General features: G+C 52.2%; 17 protein-coding genes and 1 pseudogene. 3 read left to right on the top strand and 15 right to left on the bottom strand.

Going from position 1 to position 19,035, the window contains the following annotated elements:
- Positions 1–75 precede the first annotated feature (75 nt).
- The 7 genes from xylF to ABEV74_RS10090 form a co-directional block, all read right to left on the bottom strand.
- Positions 76–1,176, bottom strand: a complete 1,101-nt coding sequence (xylF, locus tag ABEV74_RS10120) for a D-xylose ABC transporter substrate-binding protein (RefSeq protein WP_430145694.1) — start codon at positions 1,174–1,176, stop codon at positions 76–78.
- 31 nt (positions 1,177–1,207) lie between these two features.
- On the bottom strand, positions 1,208–2,752 hold the full coding sequence (locus ABEV74_RS10115) for a response regulator (protein WP_430145691.1): 1,545 nt from the start codon (positions 2,750–2,752) through the stop codon (positions 1,208–1,210).
- Positions 2,727–4,193, bottom strand: a complete 1,467-nt coding sequence (locus ABEV74_RS10110) for a sensor histidine kinase (protein ID WP_430145688.1) — start codon at positions 4,191–4,193, stop codon at positions 2,727–2,729. Before ABEV74_RS10110 ends, ABEV74_RS10115 begins: the two co-directional genes overlap by 26 nt.
- Positions 4,190–5,167, bottom strand: coding sequence for a sugar ABC transporter substrate-binding protein (locus tag ABEV74_RS10105; RefSeq protein WP_430145685.1), 978 nt, complete (start codon positions 5,165–5,167; stop codon positions 4,190–4,192). Before ABEV74_RS10105 ends, ABEV74_RS10110 begins: the two co-directional genes overlap by 4 nt.
- A gap of 218 nt (positions 5,168–5,385) precedes the next feature.
- Positions 5,386–6,975: an extracellular solute-binding protein gene (locus ABEV74_RS10100; protein ID WP_062496494.1), complete on the bottom strand. Its 1,590-nt coding sequence runs from the start codon at positions 6,973–6,975 to the stop codon at positions 5,386–5,388.
- Positions 6,976–7,052: 77 nt separating this feature from the next.
- Positions 7,053–7,928 (bottom strand): carbohydrate ABC transporter permease, encoded by an 876-nt coding sequence (locus ABEV74_RS10095; RefSeq protein ID WP_062496493.1) that lies wholly within the window; start codon positions 7,926–7,928, stop codon positions 7,053–7,055.
- Positions 7,929–7,965: 37 nt separating this feature from the next.
- A complete protein-coding gene (locus tag ABEV74_RS10090) occupies positions 7,966–8,829 on the bottom strand; it encodes an ABC transporter permease (protein ID WP_430145682.1) in 864 nt (287 codons plus the stop codon).
- A gap of 393 nt (positions 8,830–9,222) precedes the next feature.
- On the opposite strand from ABEV74_RS10090, the gene ABEV74_RS10085 reads away from it, so the two are divergent.
- Both ABEV74_RS10085 and ABEV74_RS10080 read left to right on the top strand, forming a co-directional pair.
- Complete coding sequence (locus tag ABEV74_RS10085) at positions 9,223–10,971, top strand: sensor histidine kinase (protein WP_430145680.1); 1,749 nt, start codon at positions 9,223–9,225, stop codon at positions 10,969–10,971.
- Positions 10,968–12,566, top strand: a complete 1,599-nt coding sequence (locus ABEV74_RS10080) for a response regulator transcription factor (RefSeq protein ID WP_430145678.1) — start codon at positions 10,968–10,970, stop codon at positions 12,564–12,566. Before ABEV74_RS10085 ends, ABEV74_RS10080 begins: the two co-directional genes overlap by 4 nt.
- Before the next feature lie 86 nt (positions 12,567–12,652).
- Here the strand turns inward: ABEV74_RS10080 and ABEV74_RS10075 are convergent, their stop codons facing one another.
- Together ABEV74_RS10075 and ABEV74_RS10070 are read right to left on the bottom strand one after the other, a co-directional pair.
- Positions 12,653–13,057 carry a ClpX C4-type zinc finger protein gene (locus ABEV74_RS10075; RefSeq protein ID WP_062496491.1) on the bottom strand — a complete coding sequence of 135 codons (405 nt, stop codon included), beginning with the start codon at positions 13,055–13,057 and terminating at the stop codon, positions 12,653–12,655.
- Positions 13,058–13,100: 43 nt separating this feature from the next.
- A pseudogene (locus tag ABEV74_RS10070) lies at positions 13,101–13,256 on the bottom strand (DUF3626 domain-containing protein); the annotation flags it as partial.
- Positions 13,257–13,268: 12 nt separating this feature from the next.
- Between ABEV74_RS10070 and ABEV74_RS10065 the strand changes: the two are divergent.
- Positions 13,269–13,517: a hypothetical protein gene (locus ABEV74_RS10065; RefSeq protein WP_430145805.1), complete on the top strand. Its 249-nt coding sequence runs from the start codon at positions 13,269–13,271 to the stop codon at positions 13,515–13,517.
- On the opposite strand, the gene ABEV74_RS10060 is transcribed toward ABEV74_RS10065, so the two are convergent.
- The 6 genes from ABEV74_RS10060 to ABEV74_RS10035 form a co-directional block, all read right to left on the bottom strand.
- Positions 13,514–13,891: a winged helix-turn-helix transcriptional regulator gene (locus ABEV74_RS10060; protein WP_062490607.1), complete on the bottom strand. Its 378-nt coding sequence runs from the start codon at positions 13,889–13,891 to the stop codon at positions 13,514–13,516. The two genes, ABEV74_RS10065 and ABEV74_RS10060, sit on opposite strands and share 4 nt — an antisense overlap.
- Before the next feature lie 137 nt (positions 13,892–14,028).
- Positions 14,029–14,958 carry a phosphogluconate dehydrogenase (NAD(+)-dependent, decarboxylating) gene (gene gnd / locus ABEV74_RS10055; protein ID WP_430145675.1) on the bottom strand — a complete coding sequence of 310 codons (930 nt, stop codon included), beginning with the start codon at positions 14,956–14,958 and terminating at the stop codon, positions 14,029–14,031.
- Entirely contained in the window at positions 14,955–16,463 is a 1,509-nt protein-coding gene (zwf, locus tag ABEV74_RS10050; RefSeq protein ID WP_430145674.1) for a glucose-6-phosphate dehydrogenase, read from the bottom strand. The genes gnd and zwf overlap by 4 nt, the downstream gene beginning before the upstream one ends.
- A gap of 85 nt (positions 16,464–16,548) precedes the next feature.
- Complete coding sequence (gene hxlB / locus ABEV74_RS10045) at positions 16,549–17,106, bottom strand: 6-phospho-3-hexuloisomerase (RefSeq protein ID WP_062490603.1); 558 nt, start codon at positions 17,104–17,106, stop codon at positions 16,549–16,551.
- Positions 17,107–17,113: 7 nt separating this feature from the next.
- Complete coding sequence (gene hxlA, locus ABEV74_RS10040) at positions 17,114–17,746, bottom strand: 3-hexulose-6-phosphate synthase (protein ID WP_062490602.1); 633 nt, start codon at positions 17,744–17,746, stop codon at positions 17,114–17,116.
- 245 nt (positions 17,747–17,991) lie between these two features.
- Positions 17,992–18,954, bottom strand: coding sequence for an SDR family oxidoreductase (locus ABEV74_RS10035; RefSeq protein WP_430145670.1), 963 nt, complete (start codon positions 18,952–18,954; stop codon positions 17,992–17,994).
- Positions 18,955–19,035: the final 81 nt, after the last annotated feature.

Below are 19,035 nucleotides of genomic sequence, written 5' to 3'. Positions count from 1 at the left end.
CCCCCTTTCGCAGTCTGTTTGCTGCGCAAGGGGGCTGTCCGACGCCAGGGCAAACCGGCTTAAGCCGCCGCAACATTACGGGCGTCGGTCCTGCCGAAACACGTCATCCCAGCTATGAAAACCGTCCGCAATAATGGTCTCTTCGATATTGCTCCGGTCCACGGCAATCGGCGACAACAGAACGGAAGGCACTTCAATCTTGCCGTTGTTTAACATGAGGTCCGCCTCCACCTGCTCGCCTCTCGCCATAGCGACCGCAAGGCCGGCCGCCGTTTCGGCCAGCGTCCGGATCGGCTTGTACACGGTCATCGTCTGGGTCCCCTCGGCGATCCGCCGCGCGGCGGGCAAGTCCGCGTCCTGGCCGGCGACCGGAATCCGGCCCGCCAAACCATGCGCGGCAAGCGCCGCGACGGCGCCGCCCGCGGTCGCGTCATTGGCGGCGATCACCGCGTCAATCCGGTTGCGATTGGCCTTGAGCGCCGACTCCATGTTGGTCTGCGCGTTCGTCGGTACCCAGTCCGCTGTCCACTGGTCATACACAACCGTAATGTCGCCGCTGTCAATGAGCGGCTGCAGCACCTTGAACACCCCTTTTTTGATCAAATGGGCGTTATAGTCCGTTTCTGCCCCGCCGATATAGACATATCTTCCTTTTGGGACCAACGCGGTAATCGCTTTCGCTTGCAATTCGCCGACCTTCTCATTGTCGAACGACACATAAAAGTCGATCTCGGCGTTTTTCACCAGACGATCGTACGCCATCACCTTGATGCCGGCCGCATGGGCTTTCTTGACGATCGCGGCGGTCGCTTCGGCATCGTGCGGTACGATGACGAGCAGATCGACACCCTCGCTGATCATCGTCTCGGCTTGCTTGATTTGCAGCGCGTCGTCGCCGCTTGCCACCGTAATCTCCACTTCCGCGCCGAGCGACTCGACCGCTTGCCGGAATAACTCCCGGTCTCGCGGCCATCGCTCCTCGATCAGCGTATCCATCGCAAAGCCGATCTTGACCGGCCCCGTAACGGATCTCCCTTCTTCCGTCTTTTCGTCTGGCGTCCGCGCCTCGTTCCGCCTCTCCTGCGAATCGTTGCCGCCGGACCGGCACGAGGCAGCCAGCGCAAGCGCAACCAATATCAGCCCGGCCAGCGTTCCGCAGATAAGCTTTCGTCTCATCCTCCCCCTCCTTTTCGCAGCCTGGCGGAACCTACGCTTTTTTGCCAAAAAGCATCCGGCGGTATTCCGTCGGCGATACGTCGCACATTTTTTTGAACACCTTGCTGAAATAATTCGGATCGTGATACCCGACTTCATAGGCGATTTCTTTCAAGCTGATGTCCGGGTCGGCAAGCATCATCTTCTTCGCTTTCTCAATGCGGCATTCCGTCAAAAAATCGATATAGTTGACGCCAAGCTGGTCTTTGAACATCTTGCTGATATAGAACGGGCTGAGATCGACCATTTTGCCGATCATTTCGAGCGAGATGTTCTCATGGGAATGATCCATAATATATTGCCTGATGCGCTGGATCGTATCCGGCGCCATCCGTTCTTGCCGCTCGGCATACGTCTGGCGCAAACGGTCGATGAGCAGACCGGTCTCGGCGCGCAATTGGCGGTAATCCTGCGCCTGAAAGGAGAACAACGGCGTCCGCGTCTCCATCCCCATCTCGCTGAGCACCCGCGATACGATCCACAGCTTCTCGAGCGCCCGCTGCTGCGCTTGCAGCAGACTGGCGCCTTCATTCTCGCAATGCCGGATGACATCCATAACGATCCGGCGGACCTCCTCCCACTCGCCGAGCCGCACATGGTCGAGAAACTGCCGCTCCTGCTGTCTGGCATGCTCTCCGTCCTGCACCTCCTGTACGGCCGGCACATCCGCATAAAAGCGGTATTTGACCGGCAGCGTCAGGTCCGCCGAGGCGATCAGCGCCTCCTGGTACGATTGGCGAATCTGTTCCAGCGAATCGTACGCATTGCCGATGCCGACAAACCAGCCGCTGCGGTCGCCGGTTCCGGCCACGGCCAAGATGCTGCGCGCCAGCGTCACCGCCTGCGAACGGTACGATTTTTCCGGATCCCGGAATACGATAATCGGCAGCTGACGGCCGTACAGCGCACCCACCCACATCGCGCCCAAACGGCGGACCGCTGTCTTGATCGCGCCGTACAGCGGTTCGGAATCGGGCGGCAGCATGACCAGCATGACGAAGGTTTCGTTCGATGGCTGGATGTCCAGCAGTCCGACCAGCTCGTCCAGATGGACTTCATGCACATGGTCGAACAGCAGCTGGGTGACCACGTCGGTTTCCGCCAGCGGGAGCGCCTTGAGCAGCTTGTCCTGCTGCTGCCTTCGCTCTTCCTCGAGCAGGCGCTCCGCTTCGATCTGATTCAGCACTCTGCCGACCGTATCGATAATTTCGCTGGCTTTGCTCGGCTTGAGCAGGTAGTCTTTCACGCCAAGCGTAATCGCTTGCCGCGCGAATTCGAAGGTGTCGTAGGCCGTCACCATGACAAACTTGGTCTCCGGATAGTCGGCGCTGATGCGCTCGACGGCTTCCAGACCGTTCATGCCCGGCATCTTGATGTCCATCAAGACCAGGTCAGGCCGGAATTCCTCCATCATCTCGACCGCGATCCGACCGTTCTGGGCCTGCCTGATGACCAGCTCCGGGTAACCTTTGTGCAGTATGGCCTGCAGCCCGTCTCGTTCAATCTGTTCGTCATCGACGATCAAGACTTTGATCATGACTTTCGGCACTCCTTGCTTTCGGAATTTTGAGTATCACTTTGGTGCCGCCGCTCCCTGGACTCTGAATATCGATCACATCCTCCAGGCCGTAAAACAGCCGCAACCGCTTGACGACGTTGCCGAAGCCGATTCCCGTCGAATGTCCTTCGGAAGGGACGGTCTTTTCCTCCAGAATCTGCTTGATCTTCTCCTCCGTCATCCCCGGCCCGTCGTCTTCGATCTCGATTACGATCCGCTCTGTGCCGTCCCGGACCCGGAACCGGATCGTTCCGCCTTCCTCCATCGGCTCAATGGCGTGAATGACCGCGTTCTCGACGATCGGCTGCAGCGTAAGCCCCGGAATTTGCACATACAGGCACCGCTCGTCAATCTCCGTATGGAAGCGCAGCCGGTCGGTAAATCGGGTGCGCTGAATCTGCACATATTGCCGCAGCACGTTCACCTCGTCATACAGCGTAACGCTCCGGTCCAGCCGCTTCAGGTTGTAGCGCAGCAGTCCCGCCACGTTCACCAGCAGGTCGCTCGTCTCTTCGGCGCCTTCCAGATACGCCTTCTTGGATAGCGTGTCCAGGGTGTTGAACAGAAAGTGCGGATTGATCTGGCTCTGCAGACTAAGCAGCCGGCTTTCCTGCAGCAGCAGCCGGTTCTGCTGCAGTTCTTTTTCGAGCTGCGCTTTTTCCTGGATTTCCTGAATCAAATTATTGATGTTGATGCGCATGCGGTCGAACATCTGGGCGAGATAGGCGATTTCATCCTTGGAATCGACCTCGATTTTCAGGTCGAACCGCCCTTTGGACAGACGGTTGGCCGCTTGCGTCAATTTTTTCACCGGCCTCGTAATGCCGGACGAGAACCAGTACGTAAAGAGCAGCAGCAGACACGTAATCAGGAGCAACGCCCAAATACCCAGCCGGTTAAACGCTTCCGACTGTGCGATGATGTCGCGGTAAAAACGTTCGTACGTTTTCAGCTCGGTATCGAGCAGCGTCAGGCTCATCTCCGAGATATAGTTGGAGATGCTGGTGGCCTCGGTAAACACCTGTGCGGCGGCCACGGTATCCTGCTCCTCATGCAGCAGCAGCGAACGATCGGTGGTCTCGACGAGGCTGTCAATCAGGTTCACATAGTTGGTCAAGGTAAAATCGTTCTGCGCATTGCGCAGCTCCATGACGCCGTTCCTGGCCTCCAGTATGCCGGCTTTGCTCCGATCCAGGCTGGCCTTGTTGGCTTCCGTCGACGCAAGCAGGTAGTTGTTCATGTCGACAATGATCTTCTGGCTCGCGCTTGCCGCTTCGTGAAGCTGCAAATAGCGCTGCAGAATTTCATTATATTGATGCTGGGTGCGCTGGTTGTAATAAGTAAGCGCTGTCCAGATTGCGGCCATAAAAAACATCACGACAGCGACAAGCAGCCAGATTTTCTGCTGAATGCTGTTCATGGCGCCTCGACCGCTTTCACCATTTCGATTCCGGTAAAATAGCCTTCCGCATCCAGCGGCACCGTTTTGCCGCTCAGCCAGCCGATCATCCGTTCGACGCTCACTTTCCCCATCTCCTCCGGCGACTGCCGGATCATGCCGTCCAGCTTGCCGGACGCCAGCAGCGTCTGCGAATGGGGACTGTCGTCAAACGAATAAATATGATACGGCTCGATGCGCGATCGCCTGCCGATCTCCTGCAGCATCGCTTCCGCGATATTCGCGTTGATCGCGATGAAGGCGTTTGCATCCGGCACCTGATTCATTAATTCCTGCGTCGTGGCCACAACCCGCTCCCACGATTCCGGCGTCTCCGCGTATACGGTCTGAACGTCGGGCACATCCGCGAGCACATCCTGGATGCCGCTAAGCCGCTGCTGCTGGTAATGTTCCCGATAATTGTCGCTCATCAGGATGACCTTTGCCCTGGAGCCAAGGTCTGACAGCAGCTGCTCCGCGATCATTTTGCCGGCTTTGTACTGGTCCGAACCGACATAAGTTTTGCGAAGGCTCTTCTCCATCGGCACGTCATGGGCCACGGTAATGACCGGGATTCCGTAAAAAGCCGCTTTGACTTTAGTCAGATTTTCGAATTCTTCCGTATCCAGCCCCTGCACGATTATGCCGTCCACTTTGGAGTAGATCGCGACCTCAAATAAACGGAGAAATTCGGCCTGATTGTTGCCGTAGCTGCCCCACACCTCAAGACTCGCCCCTTCCTTGCGGGCTTGTTCGAGCGCGCCGGCGGCCACCCTGTCCCAAAACGGCGTTTCCAGTTCATGCGTGATCAGGACAAGACGGTATTGCGCCGCTTCCGTCCCGGAAGACGAAGGCGGCTGCCAGTCGGAGCGAAACGCTTTCTTCGCGGATACGAAGGTGAAATAAGAAAGAATGGCGCATATGCAGATGAGCGCGACCAGGACTTTTTTCCGCAAAAAGAGCATCTCCTTACCCATAAACTATCTCCATCATATTCGATTCGACAACCCATGTTCAATATGGGGGTGCTGCCATGACCGCGTGCGGCATGTCATGATGGGCAGCCGGCACCGGAAAATTTTACTCAACCATACGGTTTTACGAGGGGGTCGGCGTAAAAAGTGAAATAACCAGCCCTAGCCGGGCTGGTTATTCCACTTTTCCCAGGGAATACCTATTTTACATTCATGTAACGATCATACGCATCCTCATAGATCTTGATCAATTGCTGAAGACCCATATCGTTCAGTTTGTTCACGTACGCGTCCCAATTTTCGTCAATGCCGCCTTTCGTTACCCATTGGGCACGGGTGCTGGCAATGTAGTTGTTAATATCCACAGTCAGGGTGGGGAATTGCTGGTATTCTTCTTCCGTATACATCACTTCCGGGAACGGCTGCGTCACATATTCCGCGCCAAGCTTGTCGAGCTCCAATTTCAGTCCGTCTCCGGTCGTCGGATCGAGCTTGATGTTTTTCTCAAAGCTCGGACTTACATATTTGGGGCCGAAATCCCGAAGCGATTTTTCCCAATACCATGCGTCCGCGCTCGTGCCCTCAGGCGGAGCCATCAGCGAGTAAGTGCCGTCGTCGTTCTTCTCGATGGAGGTGCCGATGGCGCCCCAGAAATTCTGAATGCTGGCTTCGCCGGTATAGAACTGATCGATCCAGCGGGCCGTCACTTCCGGATATTTGTTGAAGGTGGTAATCAGCACCTCGTTGCGCCGGAAGCTTAAGCCGTCCGGGTCGCCCTCCTGATAGCGCTCTCCGTCCGGACCGGCAATGGGCGCAATCGTTTCATATTGATCGCTCCATTTGCCGAAGACGGCGTCGGGCGTCCATTGATAAGAGAATCCGATGAGCGGCGCATCCGGATTTTGCCGCTTCGCGCTCAGCATCGTGCCGTCCTGCGTGAAGGACTCCGGATCGATCAAGCCCTCCGCATACAATTTATGCACCCACTTCAGCCCTTCCTTATACTCCTCGGAAGTCGGGAAGTAGACAGGCTTGCCGTCCTTGATCATCATATTGTTGACCCGCAGGTTGGTGATGCCGAAGGAGCTGAGGAGCCCCATCTCGATATCTCCCGTATTGCTGATCGGAATTTCGTCCGGCTTTCCGTTTCCGTTCGGGTCCTGTTCTTTGAATGCTTTAAGCACAGTATAGAGTTCCTCGATGTTCGTCGGAGCTTTCAGCCCCAATTTGTCCAGCCACACTTTATTGATGACGGGTTGATGCGCCGATTTCGGACGCGACGGCAGCCTCGCGGGCAAAGAATAGATCTTGCCGTCCGGGAACGTGCTGATTTTCCTCATCACCGGCGTTTCTTCCATCGCGGCTTTCAGATTGGGCATATATTCTTCGATGTATTCATCCAGCGGGCGGAAGTAACTTAAATTGTTGATAATATCCGCATCCCCGAACGCCAAATTGCCGATAATGACATCCGGAAGTTTGCCGCTTGCCAGCATGACGGATTTCTGTTCTCCCCAGTCGTTGGAGGACATGACCTGCCAGTTGATTTTGACATTGGTCTTTTTCTCCAGCTCCTGCAGCCAGGTGTTTTCCTTGAAGCTATCCCCCATGTTTCCCCAGCGAACCGTCAATACGTCCAGCGTAATCGGTTCGTTCACGAGCGGCAAGCCCTCTTTATTGAATGCGCTGCCTGCATTGGAATCGGCGGATTCCTTGGCCGGGCTTTTGCAACCCGCAAGGACGAAGGCCAGCGTAGAAATAAGGAGAAGGCTGATCAGCGCTTTTTTCATGACGATTTTGGAATGTTCCCCCACGGCAATATCCCCCTAAAATAATTTTTTCCCATTTCATTTACATGGTCGTTGCTTTATTGCTTCACGGCGCCGATCATCACCCCCTGATTGAAATACTTTTGTACGAACGGATAAACGCACATGATGGGGATCGTCGAAATAATGATGACCGAATAGCGCAGCAAATTGGCCAGTCGCATGGCGATTTCCGCAGCTTCGCCGGTTCCCATATTCGACTGCATCTGATTGGTGATCAAAATATTGCGCAAAACGAGCTGCAGCGGATACAGGTCCTTATCGTTCAAATAGATCAGCGCGTTAAAATAAGAATTCCAATGGCCGACTGCGATCCATAGCGCCAGCACGGAAATGATCGCTTTCGACAGCGGCAGAACGATCAGCAGATAATACCGAAGGTTTCCGCAGCCGTCGATTTGCGCAGCCTCCCATAAATCGGCAGGGATACTGTTCTGAAAAAAGGTCCGTGCCACGATAATGTCGAAGACGCCGACGGCAAACGGCAAAACCATCACTAAAAACGTGTCGTACAGACCGAAGTCGCGAATCGTTAGAAACGTCGGAATGAGACCGCCGTTAAAAAACATGGTAAAGATAAAGAACAGCGTAATGGCTTTGCGGCCGAACAGGTCTTTTCTCGATAACGCGTACGCCGCCGAAAGATTGACAGCCAATCCGATTGCCGTGCCGACGGCCGTATACAGGATGGTGTTCTTGTAGCCGATCCATATATTGGCGTGATTCAGCAATTCCTTATAGCCGTCGAGCGTAAAGCCTTTGGGAAAAAACCAAACCTGCCCGTTCCCGACTGCGGAAGGATCGCTGAAAGAGGCGATGATGATAAAGTAAAGCGGGTATATGGTTATGATGAGCACGATTGCCGCCCAAATATAAAGCAGCACTTCCAGGATGGAATCGGAAGACCGTTTCATCGTGATTGCCGTTCTCGACACATTCCCCCTCCTCCTGTTACCAAAGACTTTGTTCGCTGTACTTTCTGGATATCCGATTGACCATGATCAGCAAGATGAAATTAATGACGGTGTTGAACAGGTTGACGGCCGAAGAGAAGCTGTACTGGGCGCTCAACAGACCGACTTTGTACACATAGGTCGAAATAACCTCGCTGCCCGTAATGTTCAGGTTGTTCTGCATCAGATACGCTTTTTCAAATCCGACGCCCAGCAGCCCCCCGACCCGCAGGATAAGAAGGGTAATGGCCGTCGGCATCAGCATCGGAAGGTCGATGTTCCAAATATTTTGCCATCGGCTCGCGCCGTCCACCTTGGCCGCCTCGTACAAACTCGGATCGACCGCCGACAGTGCCGCAAGAAAGATAATGCTGTTCCATCCCGTCTGCTGCCACACATCGGACCATACGTACACACTGCTGAACCAACCGGCTGAGCCCATCAGGTTAGGCGCTTCGGCCCCGAACAATCGAAATAGGTTTCCGATCAAACCATTGCCCGGGGAGAGCAGAATCAGCATCAGTCCGACGAGAACGACGGTGGAAATAAAATGCGGCATATAGGTTACGGTCTGAAAGAACCGTCTGAACCAGTTTTGCCGCATCTGATTCACGAGCAGCGCAAAGATGATCGGAATCGGAAACGTAGCAAAACTGTAAAGGCTGATGTACAGCGTATTTTTAATCGTTAATTCGAATTGATAAGAATTAAAAAACTTTTCAAAGTGCTTGAAGCCTGCCCATGGGCTCCCCGTTATCCCTAATACCGGGCTGTAGTCTTTAAATGCGATGATCACGCCGTACATAGGTATATAGGTAAAGAGAAGGAGCAGTACGACGGCCGGCAACAAAAGCAGATACAAGCCCCAGTTCCTTCCGATCCTTCTAAAGGCGCGTTGGATGTCGACGCCGGATTGACCGCTTCGCAACAAGAGTTCCCCTCCTTCAAATTCCGCGTTGCTATCTTTCTGCCGTGTCTTTGCACAATTTTTATTATAAATGCGCATCGCATTGCGATTTGGACCTTCTCCAAGCACTATTCGGACATTTGCCGTCCCGTTTTTCAGGGAAAACAGGCTTCGGCCCATGCCGGAGGCAGGCTGCATGATCGAATCCGGACCTTCCCTGGCCCTTTCCGGATCTTCCGGACGAGGCAAGCCCGAATCGTCTTGTTTTTCCCCGCATCGGCTTTATAATTAAGTAATTGAAACGACATGAAGCACCAGAAGCGCTAAAAAGGAGTCCTGCAAGGGCCAATGTCCAAAACTGTAAAAAACAAGATGTACTCCATCAAGCACTACGTAAAAATGCTGCTCCTCATTTCGTTCATCACTTTAATTCTGGATTTAATCATCAGTTTTGCTTCCATCGCCCTTGTCCAACAGCAATCCGCCCGGTATTTGCAGGATGCGGCCGATCTGTATATTAACCGGATCAACAACAACTTTTCCTATTTGAATCATTTTATGGGATGGACGCTTGCCAACGACGAAGATGTGGAGGTCATGACTTCAACGGTTGACTCCAATGATGCGGATTTTATAAAAGCGCAGCGCAACTTGTACAAACGCTTTTCCGAGCTTCAGAAAAGCTTCGGACGGGAGTACAACTTCTTCATTTATTTGCGAAATAAAAATTTTCTGTTAAACTCCGCTCCGATGAACTTGTCGTTTCCCGAATACCAGGCTTTGAAAAAACAGATTACCGATTATGCGGAAGAAAAAATCATTTATGAAAAATTTTATTCCCAATGGACGACGATCGACCTCCATAACCGTTACTATATCATTAATATCGTGCCTTACTATGACAGTTATATGATCAGCCTGATTTCGGCGGATGATCTCATTCGCCCCTTGCGTGAAATCAATCTGGGAGGAAACGGTTTCGTCTCCTTAATGAATGAAAAAGGAGAAAGGGTAACCAGACCGGTATCCAATAACGGCAAACTGCTGCTGGACGATCCGGACAAGTCGTCGCTTCTGGATCGCTTGCATATCGGAACGACCGTCAACAGGGCGTTTTCAAACGCGTCCTTCTACGTGAAGCTGGTCATTCAATTCGGAGCCTTCGAAAAAATTATGATTGCCCAGCTGCTGGTCGTTCTTCTGGCCGTCATTATCGCCTGCAACCTGTGCTTTATTATGCTGTATTTTCAGAAAAAGGTGCTGAAACCGATCAAGAACTTCTCCAACAACCTCGCCATCCTGACGAACGACGGCGAACCGATCGATTTCAAAAGCAGCAAAATGGTCGAACTCGAGAAAGCCAACCGGCAGTTTATCGATCTGGTCACGCAAATTAAACAAATCAAGATCGATCTTTACGAACGCGAGCTGGAGAAGCAGAAAATTCAGCTGGATTACATGAAATTACAGATCAAGCCTCACTTTTTTCTAAATTGCCTGACAACGATTTACAGTATGGCCCAAATGCAGATGCACGCGGAAATCCAGAACATGACGCTGTCGATTTCGAAATATTTCCGGTATATCTTTCAGAACGGTCAAGATTTCGTCAGACTGGAGGACGAAATCGAGCATGTGAGAACGTACCTCGAAATCCAGAAGCAGCGCTACCGCAATGCGTTCGATTATCGCATCGAGCAGGCGGAGCGAACGGCGGATGTGCGCATTCCCCCGCTCGTACTCCAGACGTTCATCGAAAATGCGATGAAATATGCGGTTTCGCGGGAATATGAGGTGCAGGTTGTGCTGACCGTAACCCGTCAGGTCGTAGAGGACGAAGAGATGACGGTCATTCGGATTTCCGATACCGGCCCCGGCTTTCCGCCGCCGGTACTGGACAGTCTGGTGAACGGGCAACCGCTGGATCAGACCGAAGGGACGCGCATCGGCATTATGAATACGATTCAAAGACTGGAACATCTTTATCACAATAAAGCCCAAGTCCGCTTCTCCAACAGGGAAGGCGGAGGAGCATGCGTCGTCTTGTACCTGCCGGATCACCCGGAAGATCGAACAGGATTGGAGGGCGGCATATGAATGCCTTGCTTGTCGATGACGATTACTTTGTCGTTACCGCATTGGAAAAGAAAATTGACTGGCAATCGCTGCATATCGAAGAGGTGTTTACGGCTAACAACGTCGCCCAGGCGCGGGAAATTATCCGGAATCACCCTGTGCACATTCTGATTTCCGATATCGATATGCCGCAAGGGAGCGGACTGGAGCTGCTGGCGTGGATTCGGGAGGAGAATTACAACATCCAGGCCATCTTCCTGACCAATTACGCCGATTTCAACTATGCGCAGAAAGCCATCGAACTGCAAAGCTTCGAATACTTTCTGAAACCGATCGAGTTCGACAAGCTGATGCTCATTATCCAAAAAGCGGTCGCAAGAGCCAAAGAACAGCAGAAAAACGAGAAAGCGATACAGGAAGGGTACTTCTGGCAAAAAAATCAAGCGAAAATACGCGAGCATTTCTGGAGAAAACTGGTCAACGGGAGCATCTCGTTCCCTATGAAGCTGGCCGACATCGCGCATTCCATCGAAGAACAAAATCTCCCCTATCGCATGACGGATACCTTTCAGCCTTTGCTCATCAATATTTTTCCGTATAACGGGAGCCTGGGCCAAGCGGATAAAGGCCTTTTCGATTTTGCGCTGCTCAATGTGCTGTACGAGTCGTTCCAGAACCCCGGTTTCTCCATCGAAACGATTCTGGAATACAAACCGTACAACTGGGTCGCCATCTTGAAATGGAGCTGTTCGCCGGAGTCCCAAACGCTCGGCGACCTTTGTTCGGCTTTTATCCCGAAAGCGAACCAGTACCTGAAAGCTGACGCCTGCTGCAATATCGCCTTACCCGGCAGACTGGAAAACATCAGTCCGATCGTCAAGCAGCTGCTGAATATGAATGAAGAAATCGTGAAGTGCCGCAATCAAACCTTTTACGTGGAAAGCTTCAACCGTCATCACAAAGCGGATTACGTGCCGCCGAACTTGTCGCGTCTGGAAGAGCTGCTGAACCAGAACAGGCCAGACGCTTTTCTGAACGAGACAACCCAATATTTGAAAGCCAATTTAAATCATCAAGCGCTCGACATATCGGTCCTCAGCTTGTTTCGATTGGATATCGTGCAGCTTGTGTATTCCTTCCTCAAGACGAAAGGGATACAGGCGCATAAATTGTATACCGGCAGAATGAACGATCAATTGCTGGCGCACTCTTTGAATTCCGTCGAGGATATGGAGGAGTATCTCAAATATTTGGTCAATACCGCAATGGAGTACCGGGACTTCGCCGAACAGCCGAAATCGATCGTCGAACAAATCAAGCAGTATATCCATACGCATTGCGGGGACGATTTGACCCGAAACCATCTGGCGGAAATCGTCTATCTGAATCCGGATTATTTGGCCAGGCTGTTCAAGAAAGAGACCGGGGTTTCGTTGGGGAGCTATATTATTCAGGTCCGCATCGCGGCTGCCAAGCATTTATTGGAGTCGACGCGGATGTCGATATATGAAGTGGCCAAAAAGGTGGGATACGCCAACTACTCCTATTTCTCAAAGCTTTTCAAACAAGAGGTCGGCCTTAGCCCCAACGAGTATAAACGAGGATCGAAGCTTTGACCGGGCTTTCGGGATGGAAGTTCCGAACAAGGAAGCCGCGGAATGAGTTCCGCCCAAGGGAATTCAAACCGCGGCTTCCGCTTTTGTCACCTTTTATGGGCGTTCGCCTTGATGACTTCTTCGCCGAATTTCAAGCATTCGCCGCAAATCGAAACGCCCGGTCCCAGGGCCAATTCTCCGACTTCATCTTTGCTTCTGCGGCAAAACGAACAAGTGTCCACGTGTTCGGTATGGACGGTATTCGTAAGGTTTTTCTCTACAGCATGGTACAGCTCGTCAATGACTTTGGGTTCAATATAATCAAATTCCCCTTTTAATTTCAATGCAACAGTCGTGTAAGCGATAGCCATCCCTTCATAGAAACGTTGTCTCTCCAACGATTGACTGTTTTTGGTTTTTTCTTCGCATAACTGACTCAGCTTCTCCAATTCCATAATGACATCTTCGATTTTGGCCCCTCGAAATAGTTTCTTCCGAAAATCTTGATCCACCGCCATCACCCCAAATTCTTTTTGTATACAATTGTATACATCACTAATTATATTCGATACCTGTATGGAATGTTCCTGCTTTTTGCGCAAACGGGCGGCCAAAACGAACTAAAATATGCCACATATACTTTAATTCCTGAAGCATTTCTTCGTAGTCCCCTCTGTCGCTCCACAGTTCCGGATTGCGGTTCAAATCAACGGGCCGATCGGGATGAAAATGCATGGCCGCTTGGGCTTCGGATTTTCGGTTCTGGCGTACTGCGCAACATGCTCAATGGCCAAAAGCTGCGAGCTTGCCAACTCTCTCTTGCATGTCATTTGCATCACCTTTCCTTATCCGAAACGCAAAAAAGGCGTTGAATTTCGAGCAAACGCGCCTACCGTGCTTATTGCCGGCTCAAAAGCAAAAGCAGCTTCCTTCAACGGAAGCTGCTTTTTTTTAACGATATTAAAGGATTAGCACATGAACTCTCGTTTTCCGTCCGTCCAAATGACGTTTTCCCCGTAATTTTTTCCCCATTCGTACATCGCCTTCAGCACCGGCATCAAGCTCTCGCCATATGGCGCCAAAGAATATTCCACCCGCGGCGGAACTTCAGGATACACCTTCCGGCGGATCAACTGATCCTCTTCCAATTCCCGGAGCTGGTTCGTCAACATTTTTTGGCTGATATGGGGAATCAGCTTTTTCAGCTCGCTGAACCGTTTCGTTCCTTCCATGCCCAGATGCCACAGTATAATTAATTTCCACTTTCCTCCGATGACGGCAAGCGTTAATTCTTTTTCGCAATTAATTTCCTTCAGATTGATGCGTTCCTTCACCTCGGTCGCCATGGCCTCGGCCCTCCTTCTGCATCCATTCCATTCAGTTTATTTTATACACTTGCTTTAAATAATAAACTAAATATAAATTAGATACAATCAGAAAAGTAAGGAAAGGTGGACGCAACGGGAACGATTTTCCCTTTTCTTTACTTGGCCGCGAGGGAAGGCAATTTATTCGATGACGACGCCTTTTCCACCGCATGTCCGCCGAATTCGCTGCGCAAGGCCGCGACGACTTTGCCGGTAAACGTGTCTTGCTCCAGGGACCGATAGCGCATCAACAAGGACATGGAAATGACCGGTGTCGCCGTTTGCAGCTCCATTGCTTCTTCGACCGTCCATTTGCCCTCGCCGGACGAATGCATGACGCCTTTAATGTCGTCCAGCTTCGCATCCTTGGAGAAAGCCCGTTCCGTCAGCTCCATCAGCCACGAACGAATGACCGATCCGTGATTCCAGACGCGGGCCACTTTCTCGTAGTCGAATTCGAATCCGCTTTTCTCCAGCACCTCGAATCCTTCGCCGATCGCGGCCATCATGCCGTATTCGATGCCGTTGTGAACCATTTTCAAATAATGGCCGCTGCCGGCTCTGCCCGCATAAAGATATCCGTTCTCCACAGCCGTATCGCGGAAAACAGGTTCCACCACACGCCAGGCTTCCGGATCTCCGCCCACCATATAGCAGGCTCCGTGCCGGGCGCCTTCCGTTCCGCCGGAGGTGCCGACATCCATAAAATGAATCCCGGCCTCCTTCAACTCGTTGTATCTGCGGATCGATTCTTTATAATGCGAATTTCCCGCTTCGATGACAATGTCGCCTTCGGACAAGAACGGCGTGATTTCCGCCAGCACGGAATCCACGACGGCATGGGGAACCATAATCCAAATGACTCTCGGCGTCTCCAGCGAGCGGACGAGCTGCTCCGGGCTGGCGGCACCTCGGGCGCCGTACGCTTCAAGCTTCCGGACCGCATCCGTATGGATATCGTACGCCGTCACTTCGTGCTTATGATCGATCATATTGAGTGCGAGATTAAATCCCATTTTGCCTAACCCGATAAGTCCGATGTTCATTTGACGGCAACCTCCTGTAATCGTTGATCCTGTGAAGCGTCATCGAACCACCAATGAAATCCGTGCTCCTCCAGCAAAGCGCCGGCCGCTGCCGGGCCATTCGAGCCCGCCCGGTAACGATGAAGCGGCAGACGATTTTCTTCGAACGCATCCAGCACCGGCTGAATCCATTCCCAGGCGAGCTCCACTTCTTCCCATTGGGCAAAAAAGGTGGCGTCGCCTTTCAGCGCATCGAACAGCAAGAGCTCGTAAGCTTCGGGCAATTGATCAGTCAGCATCGAGAAATCCATATGGACGGATTCAATACGGCCGTTTTTGAGCGGGTTCTTGCCGTTTAGCTGCAGCGTAATTTTTTCATCCGGATTGATTTGAATGATTAGCAGGTTCGGTACGGACTTCATGTCGGCGTTCCCGGACGATTCCCGCAGCGGGTCCTTAAACTGGACGACGATCCGCGTCGACTTTTCCTTCATTCTTTTGCCTGTGCGAATATAGAAGGGGACTCCCTCCCACGTCGGATCGTCAATCCACAGACGGGCCGCCATGAACGTATCGGTCGTTGAAGCCGGATCGACACCGGGTTCTTCCCGGTAACCCGCTACGGCCTGATTCCCGATCTTCCCAGCCTCGTACTGCCCCCGAATTACATCATTCGCCGCATTTTCTTTCGAGATCGGCCGGAGCGATTGCAGCAGCCGGTTCTTCTGGCGGCGGATATCGCCTGCCGTCTTCTGCGTTGTAGTATGCAGAGCCGTCATCAGCAGCAGCTGCAGCATATGGTTCTGAAACATATCGCGGACAGCTCCGGCACGATCGTAATAAGCGGCCCTTTCTTCCACTCCGACGGTTTCGCTCGCCGTTATCTGTACGTTCGCAATGAATTGATTGTTCCACAGCGCTTTAAGAAAAGGGTTGGCCGAAACGAGCGTCTCCAGGTTTTGCACCATCGGCTTGCCCAAGTAATGATCGATTCGGTAAATTTCATCCTCTGCAAAGGCGCGGCTGAGCTGCTCGTTCAGCGCTCTGGCCGATTGCAGGTCGTGTCCGAACGGTTTCTCCACGATAAGCCGCTTCCAGCCTTTGCCGCCGCCCAATCCGCTCTCTTTGATGTTCTCGGCAATGACGCCAAAAAACTCCGGAGCGACGGATAAATAGTACATCCGGTTTTGCTCTGTGATGCCGAGCTCCTGCTCCCGCTTCCGAACCAGCGTCAGCAGTTTGTTATATTCCGCTTTGTTCGTCACATCCAGAGCGATATAACGGAAGCTGCGCAGAAATGCTTCGAACTGCGGGCGGTCTTCCGGACTGCGCCTTGAAAAGGTGCGTATCGCCAGCTCGACATGCTTCCGGAATTCGCCCTCTGTCAACGGCTCCCGCCCCGATCCGATCAGCGAAAAACGATGCGGCAGCTTTTGCTCTACGAACAAATTGAACAGCGCGGGAAATATTTTGCGTTTGGCCAAATCGCCGGTGGCCCCGAACAATATTAAAGTCATGGAATCCATCTTGATTTCACATCCTTTCCTTCCATTTTCCCTTATATAAAACATAGTCCCCACGCATGAGGTGAGGACTACGTCATCGTTTTCTTTACTCCAGATTTGCGTGTCTTCCGAACATCGTGCCGGATTCGATCCCTTTTTTCTCCATCAGCTTCAAGATGACGGAGTCAAAGAACAACAAAAGGGTTTGTTCGAACAGCGAAGCCATCGGCTGTATCGTTTTGTACTCTCCGTCCGCCTTGTCTTTGGGCGAGCCGGGCATTTTCACCACAATATCGGACAATCTTCCGATCGTTGACTCCGGGAAGATCGTCACAACGGCAACCGCTGCGCCCAAGCTTTTCGCCTTCTCGGCCATGAAGCTCAAGCTTTTCGTCTCGCCCGAACCCGACCCGACGATGAGCAGGTCGTTTTTGTCCAGGTTGGGGGTGACCGTTTCGCCTACGACGTAAGCGTCGAATCCCATTTGCATCAGCCGCATGGCGAAGGCCCGGATCATCAAACCGGATCGGCCCGCACCGGCCACAAAGATTTTCTCGGACTCCAGAATCGCATGGACCAGCTTTTCAGCTTCGTCCTCTGCGATGAAGTCCGCACTCCGGTGCAGTTCTTCAATCACCTCGGCTAAAAATTGAACCGTCCGCATAACTGCATTACCCTTGTTTGATCAACCGGTGCATTTCGGCTGCTACCGCTTTTTTGTCCTCTTGACCGGTAATGCCGCCGCCCACAATGACGAGGTCCGGTTGTGCTTTGATGACTTCAGGCAGCGTCTCCAGTTTGATGCCGCCGGCGACAGCCGTTTTGGCATGTTTCACGACCCGCTTGATGGTTGCCAAATCTTCGAAGGAATTTTTGCCGACAGCTTGCAGATCATAACCGGTATGAACGCAAATGTAATCGACGCCAAGCGCATCGAGTTCCTTCGCTCGTCCTTCGATATCTTTCACCGCGATCATGTCGACGAGAATTTTCTTTTGCTGCTTTCTTGCTTCTTCCACAGCGCCCTTGATCGTCATGTCCTCGGCTACACCGAGAATGGTGACGATATCCGCGCCGGCTTCCGAAGCTTTCATCACCTCATAGCCAGCCGCGTCCATCACTTTCAGGTCTGCCAGCACTTTCAAATGCGGAAATGCTTCTTTGATTTCCTTTACGGCTCGAAGACCTTCGTTGATAATGACCGGCGTACCGATTTCTACGATATCCACATACTCCTCGACTTCTTTGACCAGTTCTTTCGCTTCCGGTATATTTACAAGATCCAACGCCAATTGCAGTTCCATGAATGCATTCCTCCTCAATGGTTACGGATTGTTTTTACGACGGCCTTGCGGCCTTTCGATCTTGGGGCTTGCTGTGACATCGTTTATTGTAGGTCCACTCTTTCGAAAAAGGAAGTACGCACTTTCAAGTGATGTAGTTACCCGTAAGAAACTTTTGCGACGGATAAGGAGTTTGGCATACAAAAACATCTGCTTTTCTCAAGACGAGAAGAAGCAGATGTTTCTCGAGCGGTATTGGTCTTATTTCAATGGCCAAGCGGCTTCCAATTGTATGCTGGTATTATGTTTTCTTGAAGATTAACGGTACCCGAAAGCGTCGCCGGTTTCCCTGCTTCCGCCACTTCTGCGAGATACCGCCAGCAGTCCGGCTGCGAGCCGTCAAGATCATAAAAACCGTACACTTGTGCGAGTTCACCGCTTGATACAGACTGCCCGTTCCATCGCGCGACCTTCGGATCACCGGCTAAAGCGGCAACGGCGCGCCCGACATAACGCGGCGTTTCCGAGATGACGAAGTGAGGTTCCTTCACAGCGGCATCGCGCCAGTTTTCTTCCGTGACGCCATAGTGATCCAGCATAATTTCAGAACGCATCCATCCCGGAGTCACGGCTACGGCGGTACATTGATAAGGTGAAAGCTCGTGAGCCAAAGACTTCGCCATACGAATGACAGACGTCTTGGCCAGATCGTAAAACAGCGACAAACGGTAATTTTTATCGTTGTATTCGGCCGTGCCGTCCGTCACTTCAATGACCAGTCCGTTCTTGTTTCGGATTAACAGCGGCAATGCAAAGTGGCTTGTAATGATATGCGTATCAATCGCAAGCCGAAGCATGCGAAATCCCTTTTCAAGGGAGTGCTCCCATACCGGCACGTTCCACTGTGCCAAATATTCCGCTCCCCATATGTCGTTGACAAGGATGTCCAGTCGCCCCTGTTCGTTCTCGATACGTGCAATAAGAGCTTGAACCTGATCGGGATCGAGATGATCCACTTGAACCGCTATCCCTCTGCCGCCCGCATCATTTACAAGTTCGGCGGTTTCTTCAATGGTTTCCGGACGACCGTACTCGGAACGCTGCGCTCGTGTCGTCCGTCCGGTCACATAAACGGTCGCTCCCGCCGCGCCTAATTCGATCGCTATTCCTCGACCGGCGCCGCGTGTCGCCCCCGCTACCAAAGCCACTTTTCCATCTAAAGGCTGCATGCTCTGTCACTCCTTTTGTTCATTATCCTCCATTATAGAGTATGAATATGACAAGGAATGACATATTAGACTCCCATGCCG

This window comes from Paenibacillus cisolokensis (assembly GCF_050481165.1).
Lineage (GTDB): Bacteria > Bacillota > Bacilli > Paenibacillales > Paenibacillaceae > Paenibacillus_AH > Paenibacillus_AH cisolokensis.
This window is presented reverse-complemented; position numbering and strand designations above follow the sequence as displayed.

What these genes read in the sequence shown, in the direction of transcription:
- ABEV74_RS10085 (WP_430145680.1), top strand. Translation starts at nt 9,223, where the DNA reads ATGTCCAAAACTGTAAAAAACAAGATGTACTCCATCAAGCACTACGTA.
- ABEV74_RS10095 (WP_062496493.1), bottom strand. Translation starts at nt 7,928, where the DNA reads ATGAAACGGTCTTCCGATTCCATCCTGGAAGTGCTGCTTTATATTTGG.
- ABEV74_RS10060 (WP_062490607.1), bottom strand. Translation starts at nt 13,891, where the DNA reads ATGGCGACCGAGGTGAAGGAACGCATCAATCTGAAGGAAATTAATTGC.
- ABEV74_RS10065 (WP_430145805.1), top strand. Translation starts at nt 13,269, where the DNA reads ATGAAAATGCATGGCCGCTTGGGCTTCGGATTTTCGGTTCTGGCGTAC.
- hxlB (WP_062490603.1), bottom strand. Translation starts at nt 17,106, where the DNA reads ATGCGGACGGTTCAATTTTTAGCCGAGGTGATTGAAGAACTGCACCGG.
- ABEV74_RS10100 (WP_062496494.1), bottom strand. Translation starts at nt 6,975, where the DNA reads ATGAAAAAAGCGCTGATCAGCCTTCTCCTTATTTCTACGCTGGCCTTC.
- hxlA (WP_062490602.1), bottom strand. Translation starts at nt 17,746, where the DNA reads ATGGAACTGCAATTGGCGTTGGATCTTGTAAATATACCGGAAGCGAAA.
- ABEV74_RS10080 (WP_430145678.1), top strand. Translation starts at nt 10,968, where the DNA reads ATGAATGCCTTGCTTGTCGATGACGATTACTTTGTCGTTACCGCATTG.
- ABEV74_RS10115 (WP_430145691.1), bottom strand. Translation starts at nt 2,752, where the DNA reads ATGATCAAAGTCTTGATCGTCGATGACGAACAGATTGAACGAGACGGG.
- ABEV74_RS10035 (WP_430145670.1), bottom strand. Translation starts at nt 18,954, where the DNA reads ATGCAGCCTTTAGATGGAAAAGTGGCTTTGGTAGCGGGGGCGACACGC.
- xylF (WP_430145694.1), bottom strand. Translation starts at nt 1,176, where the DNA reads ATGAGACGAAAGCTTATCTGCGGAACGCTGGCCGGGCTGATATTGGTT.
- zwf (WP_430145674.1), bottom strand. Translation starts at nt 16,463, where the DNA reads ATGGATTCCATGACTTTAATATTGTTCGGGGCCACCGGCGATTTGGCC.
- ABEV74_RS10110 (WP_430145688.1), bottom strand. Translation starts at nt 4,193, where the DNA reads ATGAACAGCATTCAGCAGAAAATCTGGCTGCTTGTCGCTGTCGTGATG.
- gnd (WP_430145675.1), bottom strand. Translation starts at nt 14,958, where the DNA reads ATGAACATCGGACTTATCGGGTTAGGCAAAATGGGATTTAATCTCGCA.